Here is a 23,601-nt window from a genome sequence, read left to right on the forward strand (position 1 = left end):
GATTTCCGAACTCTGTTATCGCGCATTTTTCGTCCAATCAATGCGCCGGATCAATCCTGAAACCGACCATCGAAGTACACGGCGACTCCACGCGCCAATGCTGCGGCCACTCGGTCCAGCCAGGCATCTGTCGTCAAATTTGCTGTGTCGTCCGAATTGGATAGAAAACCCAGTTCGATCAACACCGATGGAATATCTGGCGAGTTGAGCACAAAGAAATCGGCTTGCCGAAGCGGAAAACGTCGCAACTGAACAGAGGGTTCCAGCTGTTCGATCAGCGCTTGCCCGGCCAGGTAAGATTGCCGCCGCGTGTCTCTCGCCAGGAAATCCACAAGCACATCAATCGCACCCTCATCCTCGGGTGGCGAAAAACCGGCGATCAGGTCCACTCGGTTCTCGCTTTCAGCCAGAACGCGGTCGAGATCGGAGGTTGCCAGATCGCCACGCGTATAGATGGACGCTCCGCGCACGTCCTGCTGGTCGAAGGAGTCAGCATGCAGGGAAATAAACAGGTCCGCCTGGTTCTGTCGCGCCAAGGCAACGCGCTCGGAGAGCGTCAGGAAAGTATCGGTATCGCGCGTCAACGCCACATCGAACCGTCCCGTTTCCACGAGGAGATTTTGCAGCTTGAGTGCAAAGGCCAAAACTATGGTTTTTTCCTCGAGGCCGTTGGTTGCGCGCGCGCCCCCATCGACGCCACCATGTCCAGGATCGATAATAACCAGCGGTCTTACGCTATCAACTGCCGTGGCGGTTTCGCCGGGCGCTGTCTGTGCACCGTCAAGCGCAGCAGGAGAAGCTGCTTGCGGCACCTCGCTGACGTCACTCTCGTCCTCGGCTCCCCGAATGTTGGCTGTAAAATTGTCCGCGGTGTCTGGAACGAGGTCGATAACAAGGCGCGCAGGCTGATCTTCAAAAGCGTCCAGGATGTATGACTGCTGCACCTGGGCGGGGCCGGCAAGCTCAAGAGTAACGCGAACCCGGCCTTCAGCCGGAGCTTCGATATTGTAGGCGCTCACCAGGCCGTCACCAGTCGGCTGATTATCTTGACCGCTGGTTCCGGTCTGCCCGCGCAGTTCGACGACTACGCGCATGGGATTGTCGGTCGTATAGACCGCAAACTCGGTCGGCGTGGTTAGATCGAGCACGAGACGGGCGCGGTCTTGCGTGGCAGTAACGCGAGAGTCTAGCAGCGCCGGATCGGCCTGCTCACCGTTGCTCGCCTGCGCTTCCGATGTCGCTTCGGCTTGTGGAGCATCCTGGGCTGCGCCAGCCGATACGTTGGACATGGCACATGCCAGAACGAAAAAAATCAGCTTTTTGCGCACAGCCGGGACGATCATCTAAAACTCCAGTTCACGTGCACCTTATGCGATTCTCAGGCAGAAATAGGCAAGCCTTGGCTTGAACTTCATGTTGCTCCACGCCACATCCTGTCCATCGCGTGCCAGGGCTATTGGCTATTGCCAATGTGCAGGAACACTCGTAAGGACTGTAGTGCGGTGCTCCAAAGAGTCTGCGCCCATGCCTGTTTTCGCCTCCGGCTAATCGCCGGCCACGACTTACTGGACATGTGACGCGCGACTTGCACCGAATTGAGAATATCGAACTTGCCGGTATTGAGGCAGTTCGACCGGCACGGCCGAACTGGCCATGCCCCTAAGGACGAGGTCGAATGGGTTTAACTCTGGCAATCGGCACGATCGATGTTCCGGCGCGCCGCAGCCCGCTGTCCCATTCCTTGACCCCTACCCTTCCCATCGACGCCTCTGGCGTTTTCACGATCCTGTCATACGCCTCGCATGGCGCTGGCCGCCCGTCACAAGAACGGTTCGGGCCCGGCGCGCGAGCGCGCGGAGTTCTAATTTATGGCCACAAAAAGAATGCTGGTGGATGCCACCCACCCGGAAGAAACACGGATAGTCGTTACCACCGGTAATCGACTTGAGGAATTTGACTTTGAATCCGCTGAACGGCGGCAGCTGAGGGGCAATATCTATCTCGCCAAGGTTACGCGGGTTGAGCCTTCTTTGCAGGCCGCTTTCGTTGACTACGGCGGAAATCGTCACGGCTTTCTCGCCTTTTCCGAAATTCACCCAGACTATTATCAAATTCCGGTCGCTGACCGTGAAGCCCTCATGCGCGACGAAGAAGAAGCGCACGAGGAAGAAGCGGACCTTGTCGACGATCAAGATACTGATAGCGCCGAAGGCGACGAAGAGTCGACCGAAGACAATGGCGATGATCTTGAGACGCCACGCGAAACCAAAAAGGTTGAGCAGATCGGTGATGGCGACGCGCTGGAAGACTTGCAGGAGCGTCCACGCCGGAACCAGCGCCGTTACAAAATCCAGGAAGTCATCAAGCGCCGCCAGGTTTTGCTTGTTCAGGTCGTCAAGGAAGAGCGCGGCAACAAGGGCGCTGCGCTGACCACCTATCTTTCGCTCGCAGGCCGCTATTCGGTCCTGATGCCCAACACCGCACGCGGCGGCGGCATTTCGCGCAAGATCACCAGTGCTGCCGACCGGAAGCGCCTCAAAGAAATCGCTACTGACCTTGAAGTGCCACAGGGTATGGGCGTTATCTTACGTACTGCAGGTGCATCGCGGACCAAGGCTGAGGTCAAGCGCGACTTCGAATATCTGATGCGACTTTGGGAAAATGTTCGCACGCTTACGCTAGAGTCTTCGGCGCCTTGCCTGGTTTACGAGGAAGGGAGCCTGATCAAGCGCACCATTCGTGACCTCTACAACAAGGATATCACGGAAGTCCTTGTATCCGGCGATTCCGGATATCGGGAGGCCAAGGACTTCATGCGCATGATCATGCCCAGCCATTCCAAGAATGTGCAAGTCTACAAGGATGATGCGCCGATCTTCTCGCGCTTCAATGTAGAGTCGCAACTGGACTCCATGTTCCACCCACAGGTCACGCTGCCTTCGGGCGGGTACATTGTCATCAACCCAACCGAAGCCTTGGTGTCTATCGACGTCAACTCGGGTCGTGCGACCAAGGAACACAATATCGAAGACACTGCGCTTCAAACCAATCTTGAAGCTGCAGAGGAAATTTCCCGCCAGTTGCGTCTGCGTGATCTGGCTGGTCTGATCGTTATCGATTTCATCGACATGGAAGAGCGGCGCAATAACCGTTCTGTCGAAAAGAAGCTCAAAGATTGCCTCAAAAACGACCGCGCGCGCATTCAGGTCGGCCACATCAGCCATTTCGGCCTGATGGAAATGAGCCGCCAGCGCATCCGTTTTGGTGTGTTGGAGTCGTCAACCCACACCTGCCCCACCTGCGCGGGTACCGGTCTGGTGCGTTCGGTGTCATCGCTGGCGCTAATGATCATGCGCGCGATCGAGGACCATGTACTGCGTAAGCCAGGTCAATCGATCAACGTCAACATGCCGGCCGACGTTGCGCTCTACATCCTCAATACCAAGCGCGAAACACTGACAGCGCTCGAAGCCAAATATGGCCTTTCAATCACCATATCCGCACAAAGCGGTCTTCTTGGCTCTCAATTCAACATCGAGCGCGGTGAAGCAAGAGCCCCGGTGGCTGCGACTCCGGTCCAACACATTCGCGCCGATGCAGCCTCTTTGGATGACTACCAGGAGCCTGAGGTCGAGGAGGAAGAGGTCGAGGCCGACGCTGAAATTGAAGTCGACGCAGAATCCGAAAATTCGGGCGAGCGTGATGGAAACCGCAACAAGCGCCGCCGTCGCCGTCGCCGCGGCGGCAAGGACAATGCAGTTGTTCAGGCAACCGAAACCGCCACTCCGGATGCAGAAACCGCTGAGACGGACGACGAAGTTCGCTCAGAAGGCGTCAGCGAGGATGACGACGATCAGCCACGCAAGCGTCGCCGGCGCGGGCGTCGCGGTGGTCGCCGCAACAAGCGTCCAAACGAGGGCAACGGTTCGGAACAGGATACTGAATCGCTCGGCGATGCCGACGCAATGAACGCCGTCGAGGATAGAGAGCCAGCTGTTGCGGCCAAGTCCGACGACCTCCCTGCTCCTGACGCAGCACCTGAAGCCGAAGCCGAAGCCGAAGCCGAAAAAGTTGTCGAGAAGGCTGAGGAAAAACCCAAGGCGCGCAGGACACGCAGGACGACCAAAGCAAAGGCCGTGCAGCCCGACACCGTAGCGCAAGAAGCTGTAGAGGGAGCCGAAGAAGCGCCAGCCGCCGAACCGGCACCAACCCCCGAAAAGCCTGCACGCAAGCCGCGTGCACCGCGCAAGAAAAAAGTGGAGGCTCAAGAGCCGGCAGTGGAAAGCCAGGCCCAGCCTGAACCTGTGCCCGAAAATGCGCCTGAGCCCGTTTCCGAGCCGGCACAAGAGCAAGCTGCCGAGAAATCAGAAGATAATGCGGGCCGCAAGAAAAAGGCGCTGCCTTCCGATGAGATTCTTGTCTCTTCAACGAGCGAGCCGACTAAAGAAAAGCCCAAAAAGGCCGGATGGTGGCAGCGTCGCCTTGGCCTTGGCTAATCGACTAAGGGGACGTTCCAGCGCATAGCTCAACGGCCACAACAACATTTGAGCGCCGGTCCGAATTTTCGGGCCGGCGCTTTTTCAGTTCGAGATTTCCAGACTTCTCAGGCTCAGATCAGTTTCGGTGTAATCGGCTTCGATCGTTAGTCGATCCTCCAGCATGAACGGAAGCACATCGACATCCTCAAGGCTGAAACCATCTCCAGCAGTAAGTACGAATTCGTAGATTCCGCTCGGACGGGGAAATTCATCAACAAACTGAGTGAGAACGTCTTTTGTCCCCTCATCCGCCACGGCCTTCGGTAAACCGGCAATCATGTCGCGCGCTGTTTGTTGATAGGCTGCCACTCCAGCCGCAGGATCACGCGCTTGCTCCAAAAAGCTGCTCATCGGCATTACCAAAAATGCTCCGACCAATCCGCGGTCTTCCAGCACTATCCTGATACTGTCTATCCGTGGTCCAGGGTTGGTATCGAACAGGGATGCCACCGGTTGAGAGACGTTCGAAAACGCGCCCGATAGCGCCAGCCGCCCTATATACTGCGAGCTAAGGCTCGCATCGACAAGTCTGAGTGAAGCACTGCTTTCATCCCAGATGATCGAAAAACTCACATCGAACGGCGGCGATTGAAGTTCAAGCAGATATGAGAAGACCTTGTCGTCAATCACCGGCTGGATATGCAAATTCTTGGCCGAGATGTTCAATGATGACGGCAAGCTCTTTTCGCTGAGCGCTGCAATGACGCCTTCGCCATCGACACTCAGCTCTTCGAAGCTATAGCGGACCGTCGCATCAATCTTTATATGGCCATCAAATATCCGACAACTGTCAGCGGTTTCTTCAATCACCGTGTCAGCCGAAATCTCCAACGCACCAATAGTTTCGATGATCTTGAGACAATTTTCTCCGCCATTGACTGTGTGCGCAAGCCCCTGCTGACCAAATGCCAGCGTTACGATCAAAGCGATTGAAAAGCGGCGCATGGCTGTCCTCTGCATCGGGATTGGCGTTTGTGGGCCGGCCGATATCATGGAATTCAGCGCAATCAAATAACTTGAATCCTACAGCAGAAACCGCCCCATCCGTTCGAGCGCCATGGCTATTCTCTCCTGAGTGCCGGCGTAGGAAAAGCGGACATATTTGTGGCCGTCGGTTCTATCGAAATCCTGCCCGGGCGTTGCGGCGACACCGGCCTGGTCGAGCATCCGGAAACAAAAATCCATTGTATCATTGGTGAAGGCCGAAGCATCCACATAGGCATAGAACGCCCCATCGGAAGGCTCGGCCAATCCGAAGCCCAGTGACTTGAGGCCATCTGCCAACACGAGTCGGTTACCCGCATACTGATCACGCCGCTGATCGTACACATCCCGTGCTTCCAATGCAGCCAGAGCGGCGCATTGAGACACACTCGAAGCCGAGATAAACAGACTCTGTGCCATCATTTCCGCCCGACGCACCATATCCTCTGGAAGGACAAGCCAACCGATGCGCCATCCCGTCATGCAGTAATATTTTGAGAAGCTGTTGACCACCACATGATCGTGGGAAAACTCGAGCGCACTGGCATCTCCGCCTAGATAATTCAGGCCGTGATAGATTTCGTCTGAAATAAAGCGCACACCCAACCGGTCGCAACAGGCAATAATCGCCGCAAGCTCTTCCCGCTCCAGCACTGCACCCGTCGGATTTGCCGGACTGGCGACAAGAAGTCCTTCAAATGGAGCCCTTGCGTACGCTGCTTCAATGTCTGCCACCGTCAATCGCCAGCCATTGGCCGGGGAAACCGGGATTTCGACGCTCCCAAGATTCAAAGAAGCGATAATATTGAGATATGCTGGATAGCCTGGCCGAGTAACTGCGATGCGCTGACCGGGCGCCAAACCTGCGAGAAATGTCAAAATGAACCCGCTGGACGACCCTGTCGTGACAACGATCCGTTCAGGTGAGACTTCCACACCATGCTGTTCTGCGTAATAGCTGCTCAAACGCTGACGCAGCGCTGGCATACCTTTGGCAGCAGTATACCCCATGGGCCGGTCGAGACATTCACGGACAGCATCGAGCACGCATTCGGCAGGCTTGCCACCGGGCTCCCCGATCTCGAGATGACACACGGTGTTCCCCTGGGCTTCCAGCGCCTGCCCCCGCGCCATCAGCTCCAATGCGTAAAATGGGCGAATTGAATTGGCATTCATCATTTCAGCGTCCGCTAGTGCTCAGGTTTTGGCAGCCAACAGCAGCAAGGCTGGAACTGCTAGAATACCGAGCATACCAGCATTTCATTATCATATACGCCACCTTGAAGGCAAAAAATTCCATCTTTAGCCGCATTGATAGAAATTTCCTCCCGCGCTTAACATTATCTCGACGACGCACTCAATCCGGCTGGCTCCTTGCTGCGGCTTACGCTAAACCGACCGGAAAGCGATAGGAGATTCAAATGCAAAAAGCGATCAATATCGGCCTTGCCGCTGCCATAGTGGTGCTTGGAGCCGGGTTGGCGTATTCGATCGCAAGTCGTCCGCAGTCGGGCATGACAGCGGCCGAGATAGAGGCCATTGTTGCTCAGGCTGCTGGGGCTCAACCCGCCGCCGAGACGACTCCGGAGGTTCAGGCTGCGCCAATCGATACGGCGACCATTGGCCCCGTCATAGAAGACTATCTTCTTGCGAACCCGCGGCTGCTCGAGCGTATGTCCATCGAACTTCAAGCACAGGTGAGCGCCGAAGAAGGCGAGCGTGCGCGCATCGCTCTGGCGGCACTGGAAGAGGAAATCTACAATGATCCCGCCAACATTGTGCTTGGCAATCCCGATGGTGACGTCACCATCGTCGAAATGTTCGACTACAATTGCGGGTATTGCCGCCAGGTTGTCGCCGACGTCATGGCGCTGGTCGAAGAAGACCCCGATTTGCGGGTCATCCTCAAGGAATTCCCCATTCTGTCGCAAGCCTCTGTCGATGCCGCCCGCATCGCCATTCTGGTCGGCCGCTCCGATGTGAGCTATCAGGACTTCCACACAGAACTGTTTGCGACGCCTGGTGAGATCGACACTCAGGCAGCCCTCGCAGCGGCCGAGTCGCTTGGCCTGAGCCGCGTCTCACTCGAACTTGAAATGGGGGCGCCCGACGTGTCTGACGCACTCCAGCGCACATACACGATCGCTCAGGCGCTGGGCATCTCGGGCACACCGACTTTCATCATCGGCGATGAAGTCATACCCGGCGCACTGCCCAAGGTCGAATTGCTCCGTCGCGTTGAGAACATGCGCGAGTGCGGTGATACGCTTTGCGACGGGACGGGCCAGGACGGCTCAACATATGGCGGATGAACAGCCGACCGAGATCGCCATCGAAAAACGCATCGTACGCACAGCAAGATGCTTCGATGGCACCGGGCGCCTCGTGCGGTGGCCGTCGCGTCGGGCTGACCAGGAGCTCGCACTCTGGGTTATCTGGTCGCAATTGCCTGACTTTGGTCAATGCTCGGAACTCGAGGTCAATACAATGCTTCGCACGCGGAACGATTTCGAAGACTATGTCCTACTTAGGCGCGAGCTGTGCGAGCGCGACCTTTTGCGCCGAACTCCCGATGGCAGTATCTATCGACGCGTGGCCCGTGATCTACCGCAAGAGGCCGTAGCTTTGCTGGCCAGAATTACGGTACAGCGCGCGTAGGGAGGTACCCTTTGCCTTTTCGGTGCATTTCGTATAACGCCAGCTTGAATTGCCAGCCCGGCTGGCTCAAAAAGTTTTAAAAAAGGCGCGTCTGCCATCATTTGGCGTATCTGACGCGACAAGATAGGACACATGGCAAAACGCGTATTGATCCTGAATGGACCGAACCTCAATCTCTTGGGCACGCGGGAAACATCGATTTATGGCGGCGAAACGCTCGCCGACATCGAGGCCATGTGCCGAGAGACTTGCAACAAGCTTTCAATGGCTTGCGACTTCCGACAGTCTAATCATGAAGGCGAACTGGTCGACTGGATACAGTCCGCCCGCAAGACGGCGGATGCCATCGTTATAAACCCCGCAGCCTATTCCCACACTTCGGTTGCTATTCACGACGCGTTGCGTGCATTGGACAAGCCTGTCGTCGAGGTGCATCTGTCAAACATTCATCAGCGTGAACCCTTTCGCCACCATTCCTACGTATCTGCAGTGGCAAAGGGCGTAATTTGCGGTCTGGGTCCAAGAGGCTATACGCTTGCCCTTGAAGCCCTTGCTGAAATCCTGAATTGAGAAAGACCCCCTGGGGTCGGTGGAGACACAAAAACAATGGCAAAGATCTCGCAGGTCGATCAGGACCTCATTCGCACAATCGCCGAACTGGTCAATGAGGCCAATCTGGCCGAAATCGAACTTGAGCAGGATGATTTCCGCATCCGCGTGACCCGTACATTTGCCAAGGAAGTCGTTCAGGTCGCAGCTCCGGGCTACGCCCAGCAAGCGCCTGCCGCTCCGGCAACCGCCCCTGCGGTGCCGGCGGCTTCTGCTGCATCGACACCCGCTGCCGCCTCGCCAGAGGATCTGGCCGCCAGCCCCAATACGCTCACCTCGCCGATGGTCGGCACCGCATACCTAGCGCCAGAACCCGGCGCGCAGTCATTTGTCGAAGTTGGTGCCAAGGTTGCCGAGGGCCAGACAATCCTCATCATTGAGGCCATGAAGACCATGAACCAGATACCGGCCCATAAATCGGGTACTGTCACGCGCATTTTGGTCGATGATGCCTCGCCGGTTGAATACGGCGAACCTCTCGTGGTCATCGAGTAAGGCTCAGCCATGTTTTCCAAGGTTCTCATAGCCAATCGCGGCGAAATCGCCCTGCGCATCCTGCGCGCCTGTAAGGAACTTGGCATCCAGACGGTTGCCATTCACTCCCAGGCCGACGCCAATGCAATGCATGTGCGCCTTGCCGATGAAAGCGTTTGCGTCGGCCCCAACGCCGCGCGTGACAGCTACCTCAACATCCCTTCGATTCTCGCTGCCTGCGAAATCACAGGTGCCGAGGCCGTTCATCCTGGTTATGGCTTTCTGTCGGAAAACGCACGCTTCGCTCGTATTCTCGAAGAACACAAGATTGCCTTTATCGGCCCATCGGCTCACCACATCGATATCATGGGCGATAAGATCCAGGCCAAAAAGACCGCTCTGGAACTGGGTATCCCCTGCGTTCCCGGTTCGGCCGGCGCTGTGACGACCGAAGCGGAAGCAAAGCGTTCGGCGGCAGAAATCGGCTATCCCGTGTTGATCAAAGCCGCATCGGGCGGCGGCGGCAAGGGCATGAAGGTCGCACTTAACGAAGCTGACCTCTCGATAGCGTTCTCCACGGCACGCCGAGAGGCCAAAGCCAACTTCGGCGATGATTCTGTCTATCTCGAAAAATACCTTGAAAAGCCTCGCCACATCGAAGTGCAGGTCATTGGTGATGGACAGGGAAATGCAGTACATTTAGGCACCCGCGACTGTTCGTTGCAGCGTCGGCATCAGAAAGTCTGGGAAGAGGCTTCTGCCCCGACAGTTCCCACAAATGAACAGGACGAGATCGGCGAAATTTGCGCTGCCGCCATGCGCAAACTCAGATATTCGGGCGCGGGAACCATCGAGTTCCTCTACGAAAACGGCGAGTTCTATTTCATTGAAATGAACACCCGGCTGCAGGTCGAACACCCAGTCACCGAACGCATCACGAATTTCGACATTGTCTATGAACAGATCCGTGTCGCTGCCGGAGAGCCATTATCGCTCAAGCAGGAAGATGTTGTCTTTCATGGCCATGCGATTGAAGTGCGCATCAATGCCGAAGACGCGCAGACTTTTGCGCCATCGCCGGGGCGGATCACATATTACCACCCCGCTGGCGGCGTAGGTGTCCGGGTCGATGCCGCTGTTTATCAGGGCTACAATATCCCCCCCTATTATGACAGCCTGATCGGCAAGTTGATTGTGCATGGCCGGACACGTCCGGAATGTCTGCAGCGCCTTAATCGCGCGCTGGATGAATTTATCGTCGATGGCGTAAAGACCACCCTTCCCTTGTTCCGGCGGCTCATCAAAGAGCCTGATATTCAGGCAGGAAATTACGACATCCACTGGCTCGAGAAGTTTCTCGAGGCCAACAAGGAGTAGGAAAGAGCGGCCGCAACGGCCGCTCTTTCATTTTTGCGATGACCCGGAACAACGACCCCTTCGACATCGACCTTACGCCCGAATTGATCCTGCGTGCCTATCGCGCCGGGATATTCCCGATGTCGGAAAGTGCAGAAGATCCTGATATTTTCTGGGTCAGCCCCCAGATGCGCGGTGTTTTGCCACTCGATGGATTCAGAGCTTCCAAAAGTCTGCGCAAATCAATGCGTAAGAACGGTTTTTCCGTCGTCGTTGACCATGATTTCGCAGCCGTGATCGAAGGATGCGCAACCGCCGGTAGCGATCGCGAGTCCACATGGATCAACCCAACAATTCGCGAGCTTTATCGCGAACTGTTTTCAATGGGCTATTGCCACACTGTTGAAGTCTATGACGGTGATGCGCTGGTCGGTGGTCTTTACGGCCTGGCTATTGGCGGAGCGTTCTTCGGCGAGTCGATGTTCCACAGGCGCACCGACGCTTCCAAGATCGCACTGGCTCACCTGGTCGACCGGTTGAGGGCCGGCGGCTACGTGCTGCTGGACACCCAGTTCATTACAGACCACCTGGCCTCACTCGGCGGCATCGAGATCCCACGGGCAATTTATGAAATTCGGCTGTCGGGAGCGCTTGAAGTCGATGGCGACTTCTATACCTGGGACAGAGGCTTGGAGTGATGGCCCCGCTCACCATAGCCCCGGCAACACCACAAGACACATCGGAAATCTCGGCCCTGCTCGCCCGTGCCTATGCTGGACTGGAACAATTCTATCCCGTGGAAATCCTGAAGCCGGTCATGCCCCTATTCGCAACTTGCAACCATAAGCTCGTTGCGTCCGGACGATACTTCGTTCTGCGCGAGGATGGGGCGGTGCGCGCCGTCGGCGGTTGGAGCGAGGACGCGCCGGGCACCGCCTCCTACGCACCGGCCCGCGGGCACATCCGCCATGTCGGTGTCGATCCGAAAGCGGGTGGCCGTGGCTTCGGCCGAGACTTGCTCGAAGCAGTAGAAGCCGATGCCGTCCAAAATGGCATGACTGAACTCGAAGCCTTTGCCAATGTGCCGGCCGTCCCGTTTTATCTGGCTCTCGGATATACCAGACTTGGGTCCCGAACTGAGTTGATTTCGGGACAATACGAATTTGACGGTGTGGATTTGCGCAAGCGCCTCTAGCGCTGATTGGGCGGAGGCACGTCCGAAGTTTGCCGGCAGTCGATCAACCAAACGTCGTAGACGGCATTGTCGATTGCATTGAGAGCCGGCGAATCGGCAAACATCCAGCCCGAAAATACTTGTTCCATTGTCGCCTGCAGCGAAACCTCGTCGACCTGAACAAAGGCGGAGACGCTTTGTGCCTCAGTCGTTGGCCGCGAATAGCAGACCCGAGGGGTCAATTGTAGAGAGCCAAATTGGACTGTTTCATCGATATAAACGTCAAATATGGTGATCCGTCCGGTAATCTTGTCGAGTCCGGTAAAGACTGCAACCGGGTTGGAGACCGCCTGCGCATTCGCAGGCATAGCCGTTAAGGCAAGCGCCGCAAAAAGCGCGAGCGCACACCGGGTTCTTGTCGACCTTCGAAAATCCACGCGGGCAGAACCGCCCTATTCCGGCGACCAGGCGTCGTAATCGCCTGTCACGCGCGGACGCGACTGCGGCGTCAGGATCGACCCGTCGGGACGATACGCCTGTGCCGTCCCGGTCATATTGGGCAGGTGAGGCTTTTCCCAATCGCGGGCCTTATAGTCCGATTTGCTCGGCGGCACATCCGTGCGCTTGTGCATCCAGCCATGCCAGCCGGCCGGAATGGCAGATGCATCGGCGGCACCGTTGTAAACGACCCAGCGGCGACCATCCTTCTTGCCTTGGTAATAGACGTTGCCAAGCTCATCTTCCCCCACCTTGACCCCGCGCAAGGCGGTGAAAATGCGTGTGGAGAGCGTCTGCTTGTTCCACCAGCCGAAAATTTCGAAGACGAACTGTTTAAAGCCGCTGTTTGCCACGCCCGGTACCTTCAAATCACAAGATGAGTTCGTTGGGCTTTAGCATACATGGTTGTGCCAGCCTAGAGACTGCATCGCTCGATTTCGACGCTGTGATCCGCACAAGATGGTGTGCACATCTTGAACGAACAAAAAACAGCATTTCTCGCCCAAAAAAGCCGCTTGACAGCACTTGACGAGACTCGGAGATACCTGTGCGCAGGTCAGACAATGAGGTTTTTCCTCAACTTAGCCGCCGCTTCCAAGGCAACGCTTTATTAACCTTGCCAATTGCGGGCCATATGTCACCTGCGTGACCCTCGTGCAGCTTTTTGCACGTTTTCCTCGCTATCCACACCAAAAACCACTATATTTAGGGACTGCTCATTGTTTAGGCACAAGGGATAGTCGATTTCGTGTGATTGACGGTTGACCAAAGAATCGAAAACAGTCGCATCAACGGGACCGCCCACGGCCCGATCAAATCGACATTGTCGGCAACGACAAGACGCTTGCAGGGGCGACGAGCCAGCAGAGCGGCAGCTAGTTTGGGGATACAAGACGAATGAAGATAGAACGGCGCTTCACTACGGCTGGGCAATCGGCCTATGCCGGTATCGAATTCCGCTCGGCCACGAGCGAAATCCGCAACCCGGACGGGTCTGTGGTCTTTAAGCTTGAAGATATTGCTGTACCCGCACCCTGGAGCCAGGTCGCGGCCGATATCATTGCGCAGAAATACTTCCGTAAGGCCGGCGTCGCCAAAGTTCTAAAAAAGGTCGAAGAGAACGACGTTCCTTCCTGGCTCTGGCGTTCGGTCCCCGACGAAAAAGCGCTCGCCAAGCTGCCTGAAGACGAGCGCTACGGCTCGGAAATGGACTCCCGCCAGGTCTTTGACCGCCTTGCTGGCACCTGGACCTATTGGGGCTGGAAGGGTGGCTATTTCACGTCCGAAGCCGATGCCCGCACCTTTTACGACGAGCTGTGTTACATGCTCGCCACCCAGCGTGTTGCCCCCAATTCCCCGCAATGGTTCAACACCGGCCTGCATTGGGCCTATGGCATCGACGGCCCCGGCCAGGGCCATTTCTATGTCGACCCGTTCACCCACAAGCTCGTTCAGTCCAAATCCGCCTACGAACATCCCCAGCCGCACGCCTGTTTCATCCAGTCTGTCGATGACGATCTGGTCAACGAAAACGGCATAATGGATCTCTGGGTCCGCGAAGCACGACTGTTCAAGTATGGCTCGGGCACCGGCACAAATTTCTCGGCCCTGCGCGGCTCGGGTGAAAAGCTCTCGGGCGGCGGCAAGTCGTCTGGCCTGATGAGCTTTCTCAAGATCGGCGATCGCGCAGCCGGCGCAATCAAGTCGGGCGGCACAACCCGTCGCGCCGCCAAGATGGTCGTGATCGACATCGATCACCCCGACATCGAGGAATACATCAATTGGAAGGTCAAGGAAGAACAGAAGGTGGCGGCCCTGGTCACCGGTTCCAAGACCGTCTCCAAGCACCTCAAGCTCATCATGAAGGCCGCCGTCAATTGCGACGGCCACGCCGATGATTGCTTCGATCCCAACAAGAACCCGGCGCTCAAGCGCGAGGTCAAAGCCGCTAAGAAGGCCCTGGTCCCGGAAAACTACATTTTCCGCGTCATCCAGTTCGCCAAGCAGGGCTACACTGACATCGAATTTCCGATCTACGATACAGACTGGGATTCCGAAGCCTACCTCACGGTCTCCGGACAGAATTCAAACAACTCGGTCCGCGTGACCGACGACTTCCTGCGTGCCGTCGAAAACGACAGTGATTGGAACCTCACCGAGCGCCAGTCGGGCAAGACCGTCAAAACCCTGCAGGCCCGCGATTTGTGGGAACAGGTTGGCTATGCTGCCTGGGCGTCCGCCGATCCCGGCATCCAGTACCACACCACCATCAATGAGTGGCACACCTCCCCCGAAGCCGGTCCGATCAACGCCTCGAACCCCTGCTCGGAATACATGTTCCTGGACGATACGGCCTGTAACCTCGCCTCTATCAACCTGCTGCCCTATCGCGGCAAGGATGGAGTTTTCAACACTGGCGATTACGAGCACACTGTGCGCCTGTGGACGCTCGTCCTCGAAGTCTCTGTGATGATGGCCCAGTTCCCCTCCAAAGCCATTGCAGAGCGCTCCTATCTCTACCGCACCCTCGGTCTGGGCTATGCCAATATCGGTGGTCTGTTGATGACCTCCGGGATCCCCTATGACAGTGACGAAGGCCGCGCGATCGCCGGCGCCCTGACAGCGATTATGACTGGCGTTTCCTATGCGACGTCTGCCGAGATCGCTTCAGAACTCGGTGCGTTCAAGGATTACGAGCGTAACGCCAAGCACATGCTGCGCGTCATCCGCAATCACCGCAATGCCGCTTACGGCAAGGCCGATGGCTATGAAGCGCTCTCAATCACTCCGGTCCCGCTCGATCACGCCTCCTGCCCCGATCAGACCTTGATCGAGCGCGCGACGGCAGCCTGGGATCTGGCCCTCGAGCTTGGTGAAAAGCACGGCTATCGTAACGCCCAGGTTTCTGTGATCGCCCCGACCGGCACCATCGGTCTCGTGATGGATTGCGATACCACGGGCATCGAGCCGGACTTTGCGCTGGTCAAGTTCAAAAAACTGGCCGGTGGCGGTTACTTCAAGATCATCAACCGTGCAGTGCCCGCGGCTCTGCGCACCCTCGGGTATTCAGAAGATCAGATCGCCGAGATGGAGGCCTATGCGGTGGGTCATGGCAACATGAACCAGGCTCCGGGCGTCAACCCGGTCACGTTGGCTGCCAAGGGGTTCCCCGAAGACAAGATTGCTGCGCTCAATGCAGCGATGAAGTCGGCTTTTGACGTAAAGTTTGTCTTTAACCAGTGGACGCTTGGTGCTGATTTCCTTAAGGAACTTGGTGTGTCGGACGCCCAGCTCGTCGATCCGACATTTGAGCTTCTGCCGTTCCTTGGCTTTGCCAAAAAGGACATCGAAGCCGCCAACATTCATGTGTGCGGTGCCATGACCCTTGAAGGCGCGCCGTTCCTCAAGGACGAGCATCTGCCCGTCTTCGATTGCGCAACGCCGTGCGGCAAGATCGGCAAGCGCTATCTCTCGGTTGAATCGCACATCCGCATGATGGCCGCAGCTCAGCCCTTCATTTCGGGCGCGATCTCGAAAACCATCAACATGCCGAACGACGCGACAGTTGAAGATTCCAAGGAGGCTTACATGCTCTCCTGGAAGCTGGCCCTGAAAGCCAACGCACTCTATCGCGATGGCTCAAAGCTGTCCCAGCCGCTCAATTCCTCGCTCCTCGCCGATGAGGATGAAGACGAGGATGATGTGGCCGAAATCGCCGCCGCCGCGCTCTCCGAGCGCATCCCGGCCGTGGCCGAAAAGATCGTCGAGCGCATCGTCGAACGCGAGCGTTACCGTGAGCGTGAGCGCATGCCCGACCGCCGCAAGGGTTACACCCAGAAGGCCATCGTTGGTGGCCACAAGGTCTATGTCCACACCGGCGAATATGGTGACGGACGCCTGGGCGAAATCTTCATCGACATGCACAAGGAAGGCGCCGCCTTCCGCGCCATGATGAACAATTTCGCCATAGCGATCTCGATCGGTCTGCAATATGGCGTGCCGCTCGACGAATTCGTCGAGGCCTTCACCTTCACCCGCTTCGAGCCCGCCGGTCTCGTCATGGGCAATGACCACATCAAGAACGCCACATCGATCCTCGATTACGTGTTCCGCGAGCTGGCCATTTCCTATCTCGACAGAACCGATCTGGCCCACGTCACCCCCGACGCCGGCGCCACCTCGATCGGCAAGGGCGTCTCGGAAGACAATCAGGTTAAGGACCGCGCAGCCCCCGCCCCGGTCCCGGCCGACAACTTCGTCTCCCGCGGCATGACGCGCGGCCGCGTCAAGGACAAAACCCTGATGCTCGTCGCCTCCTCCGACGTCAAACTCGCCAACCCCGTCCAGGCCATGCAGTCCCAGACGGTCACCGCTCTCAAGCAGGGCACGGCACTCAAGACCGAACCGGAAGCCGAGGCCTCCACAGACATCGTCGATAAGGTTGAAATGGGCTTTTCGCCAGCGAAGTCTCGTTCGACGGATACGCTCCGCATGGAAGCTCAAATGAAGGGCTACGTGGGCGAGGCGTGTTCAGAGTGCCAGAACTTTACGCTGGTCCGCAATGGGACCTGCTTGAAGTGTGATACTTGCGGCAGCACCACTGGGTGTTCGTAGGAGCGCTAATTGTCAAAAGCTCGTGACTATATTGTAGAATATAGGAGCGAACAGCGTATCGCTGAGATTGCGGATATAATCCGCAATCTCGCACCCTCGGGCACCAAAAAGCTCAGCATTGCAATATGTCGTTTTATTCGCCACGAACTTACTAACTATTTGGGTCACAATTTTCGGCTACGCCTTTATCTTCCAGAGGAAGATGAACGGGAGGCCTATGTTTCGTATAATCCTCTGAAACTTAATGTTCAGCGCGGTATTTGGCGATCAGCCGAACTAGGTGTTTCCGAGTCAGAGTTTGTGCTTACGCATGAAATAGGCCACTTGGTCATGCACCAAGACTTCGAAAAGGCGTTCTCCTCAACAGGTGAGGAACTTGTGCACGCGATGGGGAAAGAGCGAAGCGCTGAGTGGCAGGCAAATACATTTGCAGATTATTTTCTTTGCCCTGACTGGATCATCGCACGCCACATGAATGATCCTCAGACCGCCGCCATCATGCTAAACATTTCTTCTGAACTTGCCGAGCATCGTGCTTTTCAAATCAAGCGTTTCGGCCCGATCGTCCCCATTGCAGTAGAAGGAGATGCATGCAATCGATGCAGCAACTTCACTTTGATGGCCGAAGGCGTCATGGTTCGATGCACGACGTGTCAGCTGGAATACTCTCGCTAAGCGGTATTTCCCCTCTCCGTCATTTTAACATTTCCGCTCACGATGCTCCCCCACACCTCGTCATCCTCGGGCTTGACCCGGAGATCCGCACCGCTTCCGCACCGCACCTCAGACGTTTGAGCCCGGCCGCCCAAAACGTCCCCGCCAGGCTCTCGCCCCGAGTACTGGGCGCGAGGGACACAGCACCGGGATGATCATGGAGAGGCAAAATCGCCCCAAAAACTTATCCCCGCCCCTAGCCCCTCATGCCATTCTCCCCTCACGACCGCACCAGGGCGAGGTTGCAAACGAGCTTCCGGTGAGGGCGGGATTGGAGAAGGAGGAGCATGGGTCCGAGCCTTAGGACCACATCGGCCTCCGGGCGCTCCGGTCCCATCCGACAGGTCGGTCCGGGTCCGATGGAGGTCGCTCCAGCGGAGGCCCAAGGCGGAAAATGGCCAGGCGAGGGCGAAAGATCCACGCCATACTCCCGAAAGGGAGAGGGACACCGCCGGGAATTTGGCAGGGGAAGTGGACACCGGCTTACCGGTTCGCCAACCGACCCAAAACAAATGCCAGTCTCCCGGACGACAAACCCCAGCCAGAGAACCGCTATAAGCCAAAAACCCCGGATGTGAACGGCGAAGCTGGCTTCGCACATAAACTGCACTTCGGATGAAGCTTGCTTCGCCGTTCACCGCCCAATTCGGGCGCCGCTTATATAAACCGGGGCTTATGGTCGTCGGAGGTTTCCCTGCGTCTATTCCTCGCGGAAAGCACGGGCCGCCTGGTCGAGAAACGGTTTTACCAGATAGCTTAAGGCGGTCACTTCGGCGGTCTCGGCAAACACCTCGACAGGCATGCCCGGGATCAGCGTGACGTTTCCAAGCTTGCTGAGCTCATCGGTGATTTCGACCTCGCCAAGATAAAACAGCTCGCCAGTTCCGCTGTCGCGCTGTGCAGCTGCGGAAACGTGGATGATCTCACCTTCCAGCTCAGGTGTGGTGCGCTGATTGAAAGCCGAAAACCGCAATTTGACCGGCTGACCGACGGAAATCTGATCGACATCGACGATACTCAACCGCAATTCGATCTTCAGGTCCGCAGCATCAGGCACGATTGTCACCAGCGTCTGAGCAGGGGTTATAACACCACCCACGGTTGTGACGTTGAGTTCGTTCACAATGCCTGCAATGGGCGAGCGGATATCGACGCGGTCCAGGCGATCTTCGGCCGCCAGCAAACGTTCGGAAAGCTCGGTGATCTGGGCCTGCACCACCCGCAGTTCGCGCTGAGCCTCGTTGCGGGCCGTCTCATCGGTAGCAATGATCTGCAGCCGCACTTCGCTCATCCGGCCCTCGGCGCGCGCCATGTTGGCCACCACCTCGCCATGCTCGCCGGTAAGGCGCGCAATCTCTCGGCTTATGGCATAGACCCGCGCGCCTTCAATAAGCCCATTGGCCGCCAACTGCTCGAGCCTGGCATGCTCGTTCCCGACGAGTTCGATCTCTTCATTGAGAGCGCCGAGCTGGGATTCGAGGCCGACGATCTCTTGGCTCAATTGTGCCAATTGTAGTTCGAGCTGTTCGCGCTGGCGCGCCCGGGCAAGAAGATTGCCGACAAACAGAGTTGTTTCGCCGGCAATGATTGCAGAACGCGTATCACCTTCGGCAGCAGGCAAATTGGAAAAGTCGATCTGGGCCAAACCGTCACGCTCGGCCTGCAGTCGAACGGCGCGCCCCTGAAGCTCGTGGAGCTGTCCCAAAACGATCGAACGCTCGGCCCGCGTGTCAACGTCGCTCAGGCGAATAAGCGTTTGGCCAACCTCCACGAAGTCGCCCTCCCGAACTGCAATGTCAGCCACAATGCCGCCATCGCGGTGCTGAACTTCCTTAACATGCTCGCTGACCGCAACCGTGCCAGGGGCAATAACAGCTCCCGTCAACGTGGCGGTCGAAGCCCAACCGCCAATGACAACTACCAGCAGGATGCCAAAGACAACGCTGACGGCGATCCTCAGGCCAAGCCCATACGTCGGCTCCGCGCTCTGCGCCCCGCGTTTTAGCAATCCTGCGGACAACGATCCTGCATCGATGCTTGTCATGACTGGTGCTCCCCTCGATCCCTCGGGTTAGATTGCCGCGTGTTCATAGAGATAGGGTTGATGCTGGCCGTGGATGGCGACAACGAGGTCGAAGTCCTGGTTCCCGTCGTAGTTGAATTCCAGCAACGTCATTTCGACATCGCCCTCCATCTCATATCGGATCCTGAGCCGCAGATCGTTGTCCTCGCCCTGCGCGTCTTCGCCTTGGAAATAGTACTCAAAGCGGTTTTCCTCGCCGTCCCGGCGGGTCTTGGAAAATTCGTACTCGGCCACCATGATGCGATCGCCAACCAGGAAATCGAGAATATCGTGGATCACCTGCGGGCGGTCCATGAAGCGGTCGAGCGGCACTCCGAATGAGAAGGTATCGTCCCCAGCGCCGCCGGTCAGGACAACCGCCTCATCACCGACATGGAACATGTCGTTACCTGAACCGCCCAGCACCTCTTCAAAGCCTGAAATAGTGTCGTTTCCAACTTCAATGCCGGTAAGCTGTCCGGTCTTAAGGTCAACAGTTACGCCCAGTGTTGCCCTGGAAAGGTCAAGCTGGTCCCTGCCCGCACCGCCATCAAAAATGTCGTCTTCACCATCGAGTGCGACAACGACGGTGTCGTCGCCGTCACCGCCCGACACTGTGTCTTTCCCGGCCCCGTCATGAATTTCGTCAGCGCCCTCGCGTCCATCAAGAACGTCGTTGCCCGCGCCACCATCCAGTTTTTCTGAACGCGTACTTCCGGTGAAGATGTCATTGCCAGAACCGCCGACAATGGCTTCGAACGCAGTCACGATCTCATCGCCAATGTCGGCGCCGCTGGCGCTCTCCTCCTCGAGGTCGACGACAACTGTTCTTTTGGCGGCGGAGAAATCGAGAGTATCATTGCCCGGGCCGCCATCGAAGATATCGTCCTCCATGTCAGCGGAGGCAATGAAGATGTCATCGCCTTCTCCTCCAAGCACCTTGTCCGTTCCCGTTCCATCGCTGAGCACATCGGCGCCGGCGCCTCCGGAAATCAAATCATGTCCGGCCCCGCCAGACAGATAATCATCGCCGCTTTCGCCCAGAACGATGTCGTCACCATCGTTGCCGAAGATCAGGTCATCACCTTCGCCTCCGACCAGGACATCATCGCCTGAACCGCCGAAAATCCGGTCATTGCCAGCGCCGCCGTAAATCAGGTCATTGCCGGCCCCGCCAACGATCTGATCGTCCCCCCCGCCGCCGAATACAGCGTCGTCTCCATCTCGCGCGTCGATGAGGTCATTGCCGGTTAAGCCGTCAATTATGTCGTCGAAGTTTGTTCCGACAAGGTGGTCGGGTGTCTGTGTCCCGACCAACTCACCGCTCCGCTCGACACTGAACAGGGCCGTGTGTGTGATCGTGGAGGTGCCGTCGCTGACATCGTATGTGACCACTATGTCGGTATCTGGTGTTTGAGCATGGCTCGAATAGACCCATCCGTCTCCACTTCGAGCAATCGAGCCTGTGGAAGCGCGGACGTTGTCGATAACAAGAGTATCGCCGTCAGCATCAGCAACGTTGGTGAGAAGTTCCGACAGTCCAATTAGTACCGCGGTGCCAGCAACCACATTGTTTAATCGAACGGGGCCCGTTGATTCTGGCGCCCCATTGCGTCGATCCTCAACAGGCTGTCGAACCGGTCGTTTATGTCCAAGCGCGAGCTTCAATGGTTCCTGGTCGACAGGCGCCTCAAATGATTGCCGGAGCGGTGCAAGTTCTACAAATCGAGAACCGTTGTCATAGCCGCTCCAAACCGGTGCGGACTTAAACTCGGAAAAATCAATGATCGCAGAGTCCGCAAGAGCAAAACGCGGCCCAGGAAAACCGATAACATTCCCCACCTGGCCAGCTGGTTCCAGCGGCTGCGAGGGCGCGAGGCTTCCCTCTATGTCCTTGGCAACCGACCTGTTGCGATAGGCTTCCAATTGCTCGGGTAAGCTCCCTGCCATCGGTGCAGTAATCTGCACTTCCTCGGGTTCCCCATTTGGCTCGTCCGGCCGCTCCACCGCCTGCGCGGGCGTCAGGGCAAGCTTGAGATAGCCGACTATGGCCGTAACCAGTAAGCCAATCGCCATCGGAAGCTTATTAAGACGTTGTGCTTCGGCGAATGCATAACGCTCGCCTCGCGTGGGCTCTGTAGTCTCCGACTGCTGCGTGCCTTTGACTTCGATCATGCCGTCACCTCTCGAGACTGGCGGCCGGTCATCGGTGTGACGCGATGAGGAGCAAGGATTTCTTCTTTAGGACCAAACGCAGTCATCCGACCGTTTTGTATCACCGCCACCAGATCAACTGCAGCCAGCGCGCTCGGTCGGTGCGCAACGACTATAGCAATGCCACCGCGGGCACGGATGCCCCTGATAGCCTCGGTAAGCGCAGCCTCGCCTTCACCGTCGAGATTAGAGTTCGGCTCATCCATGATAACGAGAAATGGTTCGCCATAGAGCGCGCGAGCAAGCCCAATTCGTTGGCGCTGGCCGGCCGATAGCGCGTCGCCGTGGGCACCGAGTTGTGTATCGTATCCATCATCCAGCCGCACAATCATCTCGTGAACGCCGGCAGCCTCTGCTGCCCTGACGATGCCAGTTCCATCGCGCTGTGGCCCAAACCGGGAAATATTCTGTTCTATAGTCGCGTTAAGCAGGCCGACCTCTTGAGCAAGGTAGCCGACATAAGAACCAAGTTTGTCGTCGGACCAATGACTCAGCTCCGCCTCATCAAGGCGCACTGCGCCGCGCAATGGCGGCCAGATCCCGGCAAGGGCGCGCACGAGAGTGGTCTTGCCACCAGCGCTCGGTCCAATGATACCGAGGGCCTGCCCTGCCTTGAGTTCAAATGCCACATCGGTCAGCAAAATCCGGCCCGAGCCGGGTGCTGCAACTGTAAGATTCTCGACCCGCAGGGATGATTTGGGCGCTGGAAGTGTCATTGGCGGTTTCGCTTCACCAAGAACGATCATGGTGTCACGCAATCTCTTGAATGCATTGCGCGCGGAAACAACGTTTTTCCAGTTGCCGATGGCGAGGTCGACCGGTGCCAATGCCCTTGTTGCTGCAACCGAGGAAGCAATAATAGCGCCTGCCGACAAATCGCCCTGGATTGTGAGATAAGCGCCTAAGCCGAGGATCGATGATTGCAACAGCATGCGGAGCACGCGTGAAATTGCGCCAAGCGTCCCCACCACATCGTTGGCTTTAGTCTGCAGCTTCAAATGCTCGCCGTTGGCGACCCTGAAATTCTCGATAGCCCGCGAAGCAAAACCCATCGCCTTTAGAATCTCGGCGTTGCGGGCATTAGAGTCGGCGATTGCGTTCCGATTGATCATTGCCTGTTGCGTCGCATTGGCGATCCGGCGCGACAATAGCTCGCCAAGAATGGCTAGAAACACAAGCACCACGGCACCACCCAATGTCAGAGCGCCCAGCAGCGGGTGGAGAAAATAGACGAAAATCACATAGACTGGCATCCAGGGCATATCGAATAGAGCCATTGGCCCTTGGCTGCCGAGAAAGGCCCGCAGATTGTCAACATCGCGGCCGCGCTCCAGTGCCTCTGGAGTCGAAAAGCCAAATCGAGGCATGTCGATCGCCACCTGATGAGCCAGTGGCGCAAACTTGCGGTCTAGACGGGCCCCAACTCTCACCAGAACTTGTGACCGCACAATGTCGAACAGCCCCTGAAAAAGGTAAAGGCCGACGGCCAGCGCCGATAGCGCCAATAGTGTCGGCACACTGCCACTGGTCAGCGCCCGATCATAGATCTGCAACATATAAAACGCACCGGTCAGCGCGAGAATGTTGATCAGGCCGGAAACGGTGAAAAGGTATGCGGTGATACCGCGAAACTCTTGCTTGAGGACGTCGTCTACGCGACGTTCAGATAGTGCCCTGGCATTCGAAGTGCGCATTTTCCGAAGTCC

Annotated in this window: 18 protein-coding genes; 10 read left to right on the forward strand and 8 right to left on the reverse strand. The window is 57.1% G+C overall.

Annotated elements, in window-relative coordinates:
* Positions 1-50: 50 nt before the first annotated feature.
* Positions 51-1,343, reverse strand: a complete 1,293-nt coding sequence (locus tag ACN0TA_RS08630; RefSeq protein WP_417581770.1) for an N-acetylmuramoyl-L-alanine amidase — start codon at positions 1,341-1,343, stop codon at positions 51-53.
* Between the two features lie 525 nt (positions 1,344-1,868).
* On the opposite strand from ACN0TA_RS08630, the gene ACN0TA_RS08635 reads away from it, so the two are divergent.
* On the forward strand, positions 1,869-4,496 hold the full coding sequence (locus ACN0TA_RS08635) for an Rne/Rng family ribonuclease (protein WP_417581772.1): 2,628 nt from the start codon (positions 1,869-1,871) through the stop codon (positions 4,494-4,496).
* Positions 4,497-4,580: 84 nt separating this feature from the next.
* Here the strand turns inward: ACN0TA_RS08635 and ACN0TA_RS08640 are convergent, their stop codons facing one another.
* Complete coding sequence (locus ACN0TA_RS08640; protein ID WP_417581774.1) at positions 4,581-5,483, reverse strand: hypothetical protein; 903 nt, start codon at positions 5,481-5,483, stop codon at positions 4,581-4,583.
* A 78-nt stretch (positions 5,484-5,561) separates the two neighbouring features.
* Positions 5,562-6,701 (reverse strand): pyridoxal phosphate-dependent aminotransferase, encoded by a 1,140-nt coding sequence (locus ACN0TA_RS08645; RefSeq protein ID WP_417581776.1) that lies wholly within the window; start codon positions 6,699-6,701, stop codon positions 5,562-5,564.
* A 242-nt stretch (positions 6,702-6,943) separates the two neighbouring features.
* On the opposite strand from ACN0TA_RS08645, the gene ACN0TA_RS08650 reads away from it, so the two are divergent.
* The 7 genes from ACN0TA_RS08650 to ACN0TA_RS08680 all read left to right on the forward strand — a co-directional run bounded on the left by ACN0TA_RS08650 (position 6,944) and on the right by ACN0TA_RS08680 (position 11,814).
* Positions 6,944-7,834: a DsbA family protein gene (locus ACN0TA_RS08650; protein ID WP_417581778.1), complete on the forward strand. Its 891-nt coding sequence runs from the start codon at positions 6,944-6,946 to the stop codon at positions 7,832-7,834.
* Positions 7,824-8,180 (forward strand): DUF2087 domain-containing protein, encoded by a 357-nt coding sequence (locus tag ACN0TA_RS08655; RefSeq protein WP_417581780.1) that lies wholly within the window; start codon positions 7,824-7,826, stop codon positions 8,178-8,180. Before ACN0TA_RS08650 ends, ACN0TA_RS08655 begins: the two co-directional genes overlap by 11 nt.
* Positions 8,181-8,312: 132 nt before the next feature.
* Entirely contained in the window at positions 8,313-8,750 is a 438-nt protein-coding gene (gene aroQ, locus ACN0TA_RS08660) for a type II 3-dehydroquinate dehydratase (RefSeq protein ID WP_417581782.1), read from the forward strand.
* Between the two features lie 36 nt (positions 8,751-8,786).
* Positions 8,787-9,284 carry an acetyl-CoA carboxylase biotin carboxyl carrier protein gene (gene accB / locus ACN0TA_RS08665; RefSeq protein ID WP_417581784.1) on the forward strand — a complete coding sequence of 166 codons (498 nt, stop codon included), beginning with the start codon at positions 8,787-8,789 and terminating at the stop codon, positions 9,282-9,284.
* Positions 9,285-9,293: 9 nt separating this feature from the next.
* Positions 9,294-10,640 (forward strand): acetyl-CoA carboxylase biotin carboxylase subunit, encoded by a 1,347-nt coding sequence (gene accC, locus ACN0TA_RS08670; protein ID WP_417581786.1) that lies wholly within the window; start codon positions 9,294-9,296, stop codon positions 10,638-10,640.
* A gap of 38 nt (positions 10,641-10,678) precedes the next feature.
* Positions 10,679-11,317 carry a leucyl/phenylalanyl-tRNA--protein transferase gene (gene aat, locus ACN0TA_RS08675; RefSeq protein ID WP_417581788.1) on the forward strand — a complete coding sequence of 213 codons (639 nt, stop codon included), beginning with the start codon at positions 10,679-10,681 and terminating at the stop codon, positions 11,315-11,317.
* Positions 11,317-11,814 carry a GNAT family N-acetyltransferase gene (locus ACN0TA_RS08680; RefSeq protein ID WP_417581790.1) on the forward strand — a complete coding sequence of 166 codons (498 nt, stop codon included), beginning with the start codon at positions 11,317-11,319 and terminating at the stop codon, positions 11,812-11,814. The genes aat and ACN0TA_RS08680 overlap by 1 nt, the downstream gene beginning before the upstream one ends.
* Here the strand turns inward: ACN0TA_RS08680 and ACN0TA_RS08685 are convergent.
* Both ACN0TA_RS08685 and ACN0TA_RS08690 read right to left on the reverse strand, forming a co-directional pair.
* Positions 11,811-12,230 (reverse strand): DUF2155 domain-containing protein, encoded by a 420-nt coding sequence (locus ACN0TA_RS08685; RefSeq protein ID WP_417581792.1) that lies wholly within the window; start codon positions 12,228-12,230, stop codon positions 11,811-11,813. The two genes, ACN0TA_RS08680 and ACN0TA_RS08685, sit on opposite strands and share 4 nt — an antisense overlap.
* A 15-nt stretch (positions 12,231-12,245) precedes the next feature.
* The gene (locus tag ACN0TA_RS08690) at positions 12,246-12,644 is read right to left on the reverse strand and encodes an NADH:ubiquinone oxidoreductase subunit NDUFA12 (RefSeq protein WP_417581794.1); all 399 of its coding nucleotides are present in this window, start codon (positions 12,642-12,644) and stop codon (positions 12,246-12,248) included.
* A gap of 544 nt (positions 12,645-13,188) precedes the next feature.
* On the opposite strand from ACN0TA_RS08690, the gene ACN0TA_RS08695 reads away from it, so the two are divergent.
* Positions 13,189-16,905 carry a vitamin B12-dependent ribonucleotide reductase gene (locus ACN0TA_RS08695; RefSeq protein ID WP_417581796.1) on the forward strand — a complete coding sequence of 1,239 codons (3,717 nt, stop codon included), beginning with the start codon at positions 13,189-13,191 and terminating at the stop codon, positions 16,903-16,905.
* Between the two features lie 9 nt (positions 16,906-16,914).
* A complete protein-coding gene (locus ACN0TA_RS08700; protein ID WP_417581798.1) occupies positions 16,915-17,580 on the forward strand; it encodes an ImmA/IrrE family metallo-endopeptidase in 666 nt (221 codons plus the stop codon).
* A 739-nt stretch (positions 17,581-18,319) separates the two neighbouring features.
* Here the strand turns inward: ACN0TA_RS08700 and ACN0TA_RS08705 are convergent.
* The 3 genes from ACN0TA_RS08705 to ACN0TA_RS08715 are packed head-to-tail and all read right to left on the reverse strand — an operon-like array spanning position 18,320 to position 23,589.
* Positions 18,320-19,663, reverse strand: coding sequence for an HlyD family type I secretion periplasmic adaptor subunit (locus ACN0TA_RS08705; RefSeq protein WP_417581800.1), 1,344 nt, complete (start codon positions 19,661-19,663; stop codon positions 18,320-18,322).
* Positions 19,664-19,690: 27 nt separating this feature from the next.
* Positions 19,691-21,856, reverse strand: coding sequence for a calcium-binding protein (locus ACN0TA_RS08710; protein WP_417581802.1), 2,166 nt, complete (start codon positions 21,854-21,856; stop codon positions 19,691-19,693).
* Positions 21,853-23,589 carry a type I secretion system permease/ATPase gene (locus ACN0TA_RS08715; protein ID WP_417581804.1) on the reverse strand — a complete coding sequence of 579 codons (1,737 nt, stop codon included), beginning with the start codon at positions 23,587-23,589 and terminating at the stop codon, positions 21,853-21,855. Before ACN0TA_RS08715 ends, ACN0TA_RS08710 begins: the two co-directional genes overlap by 4 nt.
* Positions 23,590-23,601: the final 12 nt, after the last annotated feature.

It is taken from the genome of Pelagibacterium sp. (genome assembly GCF_048264985.1).
In the GTDB taxonomy this organism is placed as follows: Bacteria; Pseudomonadota; Alphaproteobacteria; order Rhizobiales; family Devosiaceae; genus Pelagibacterium.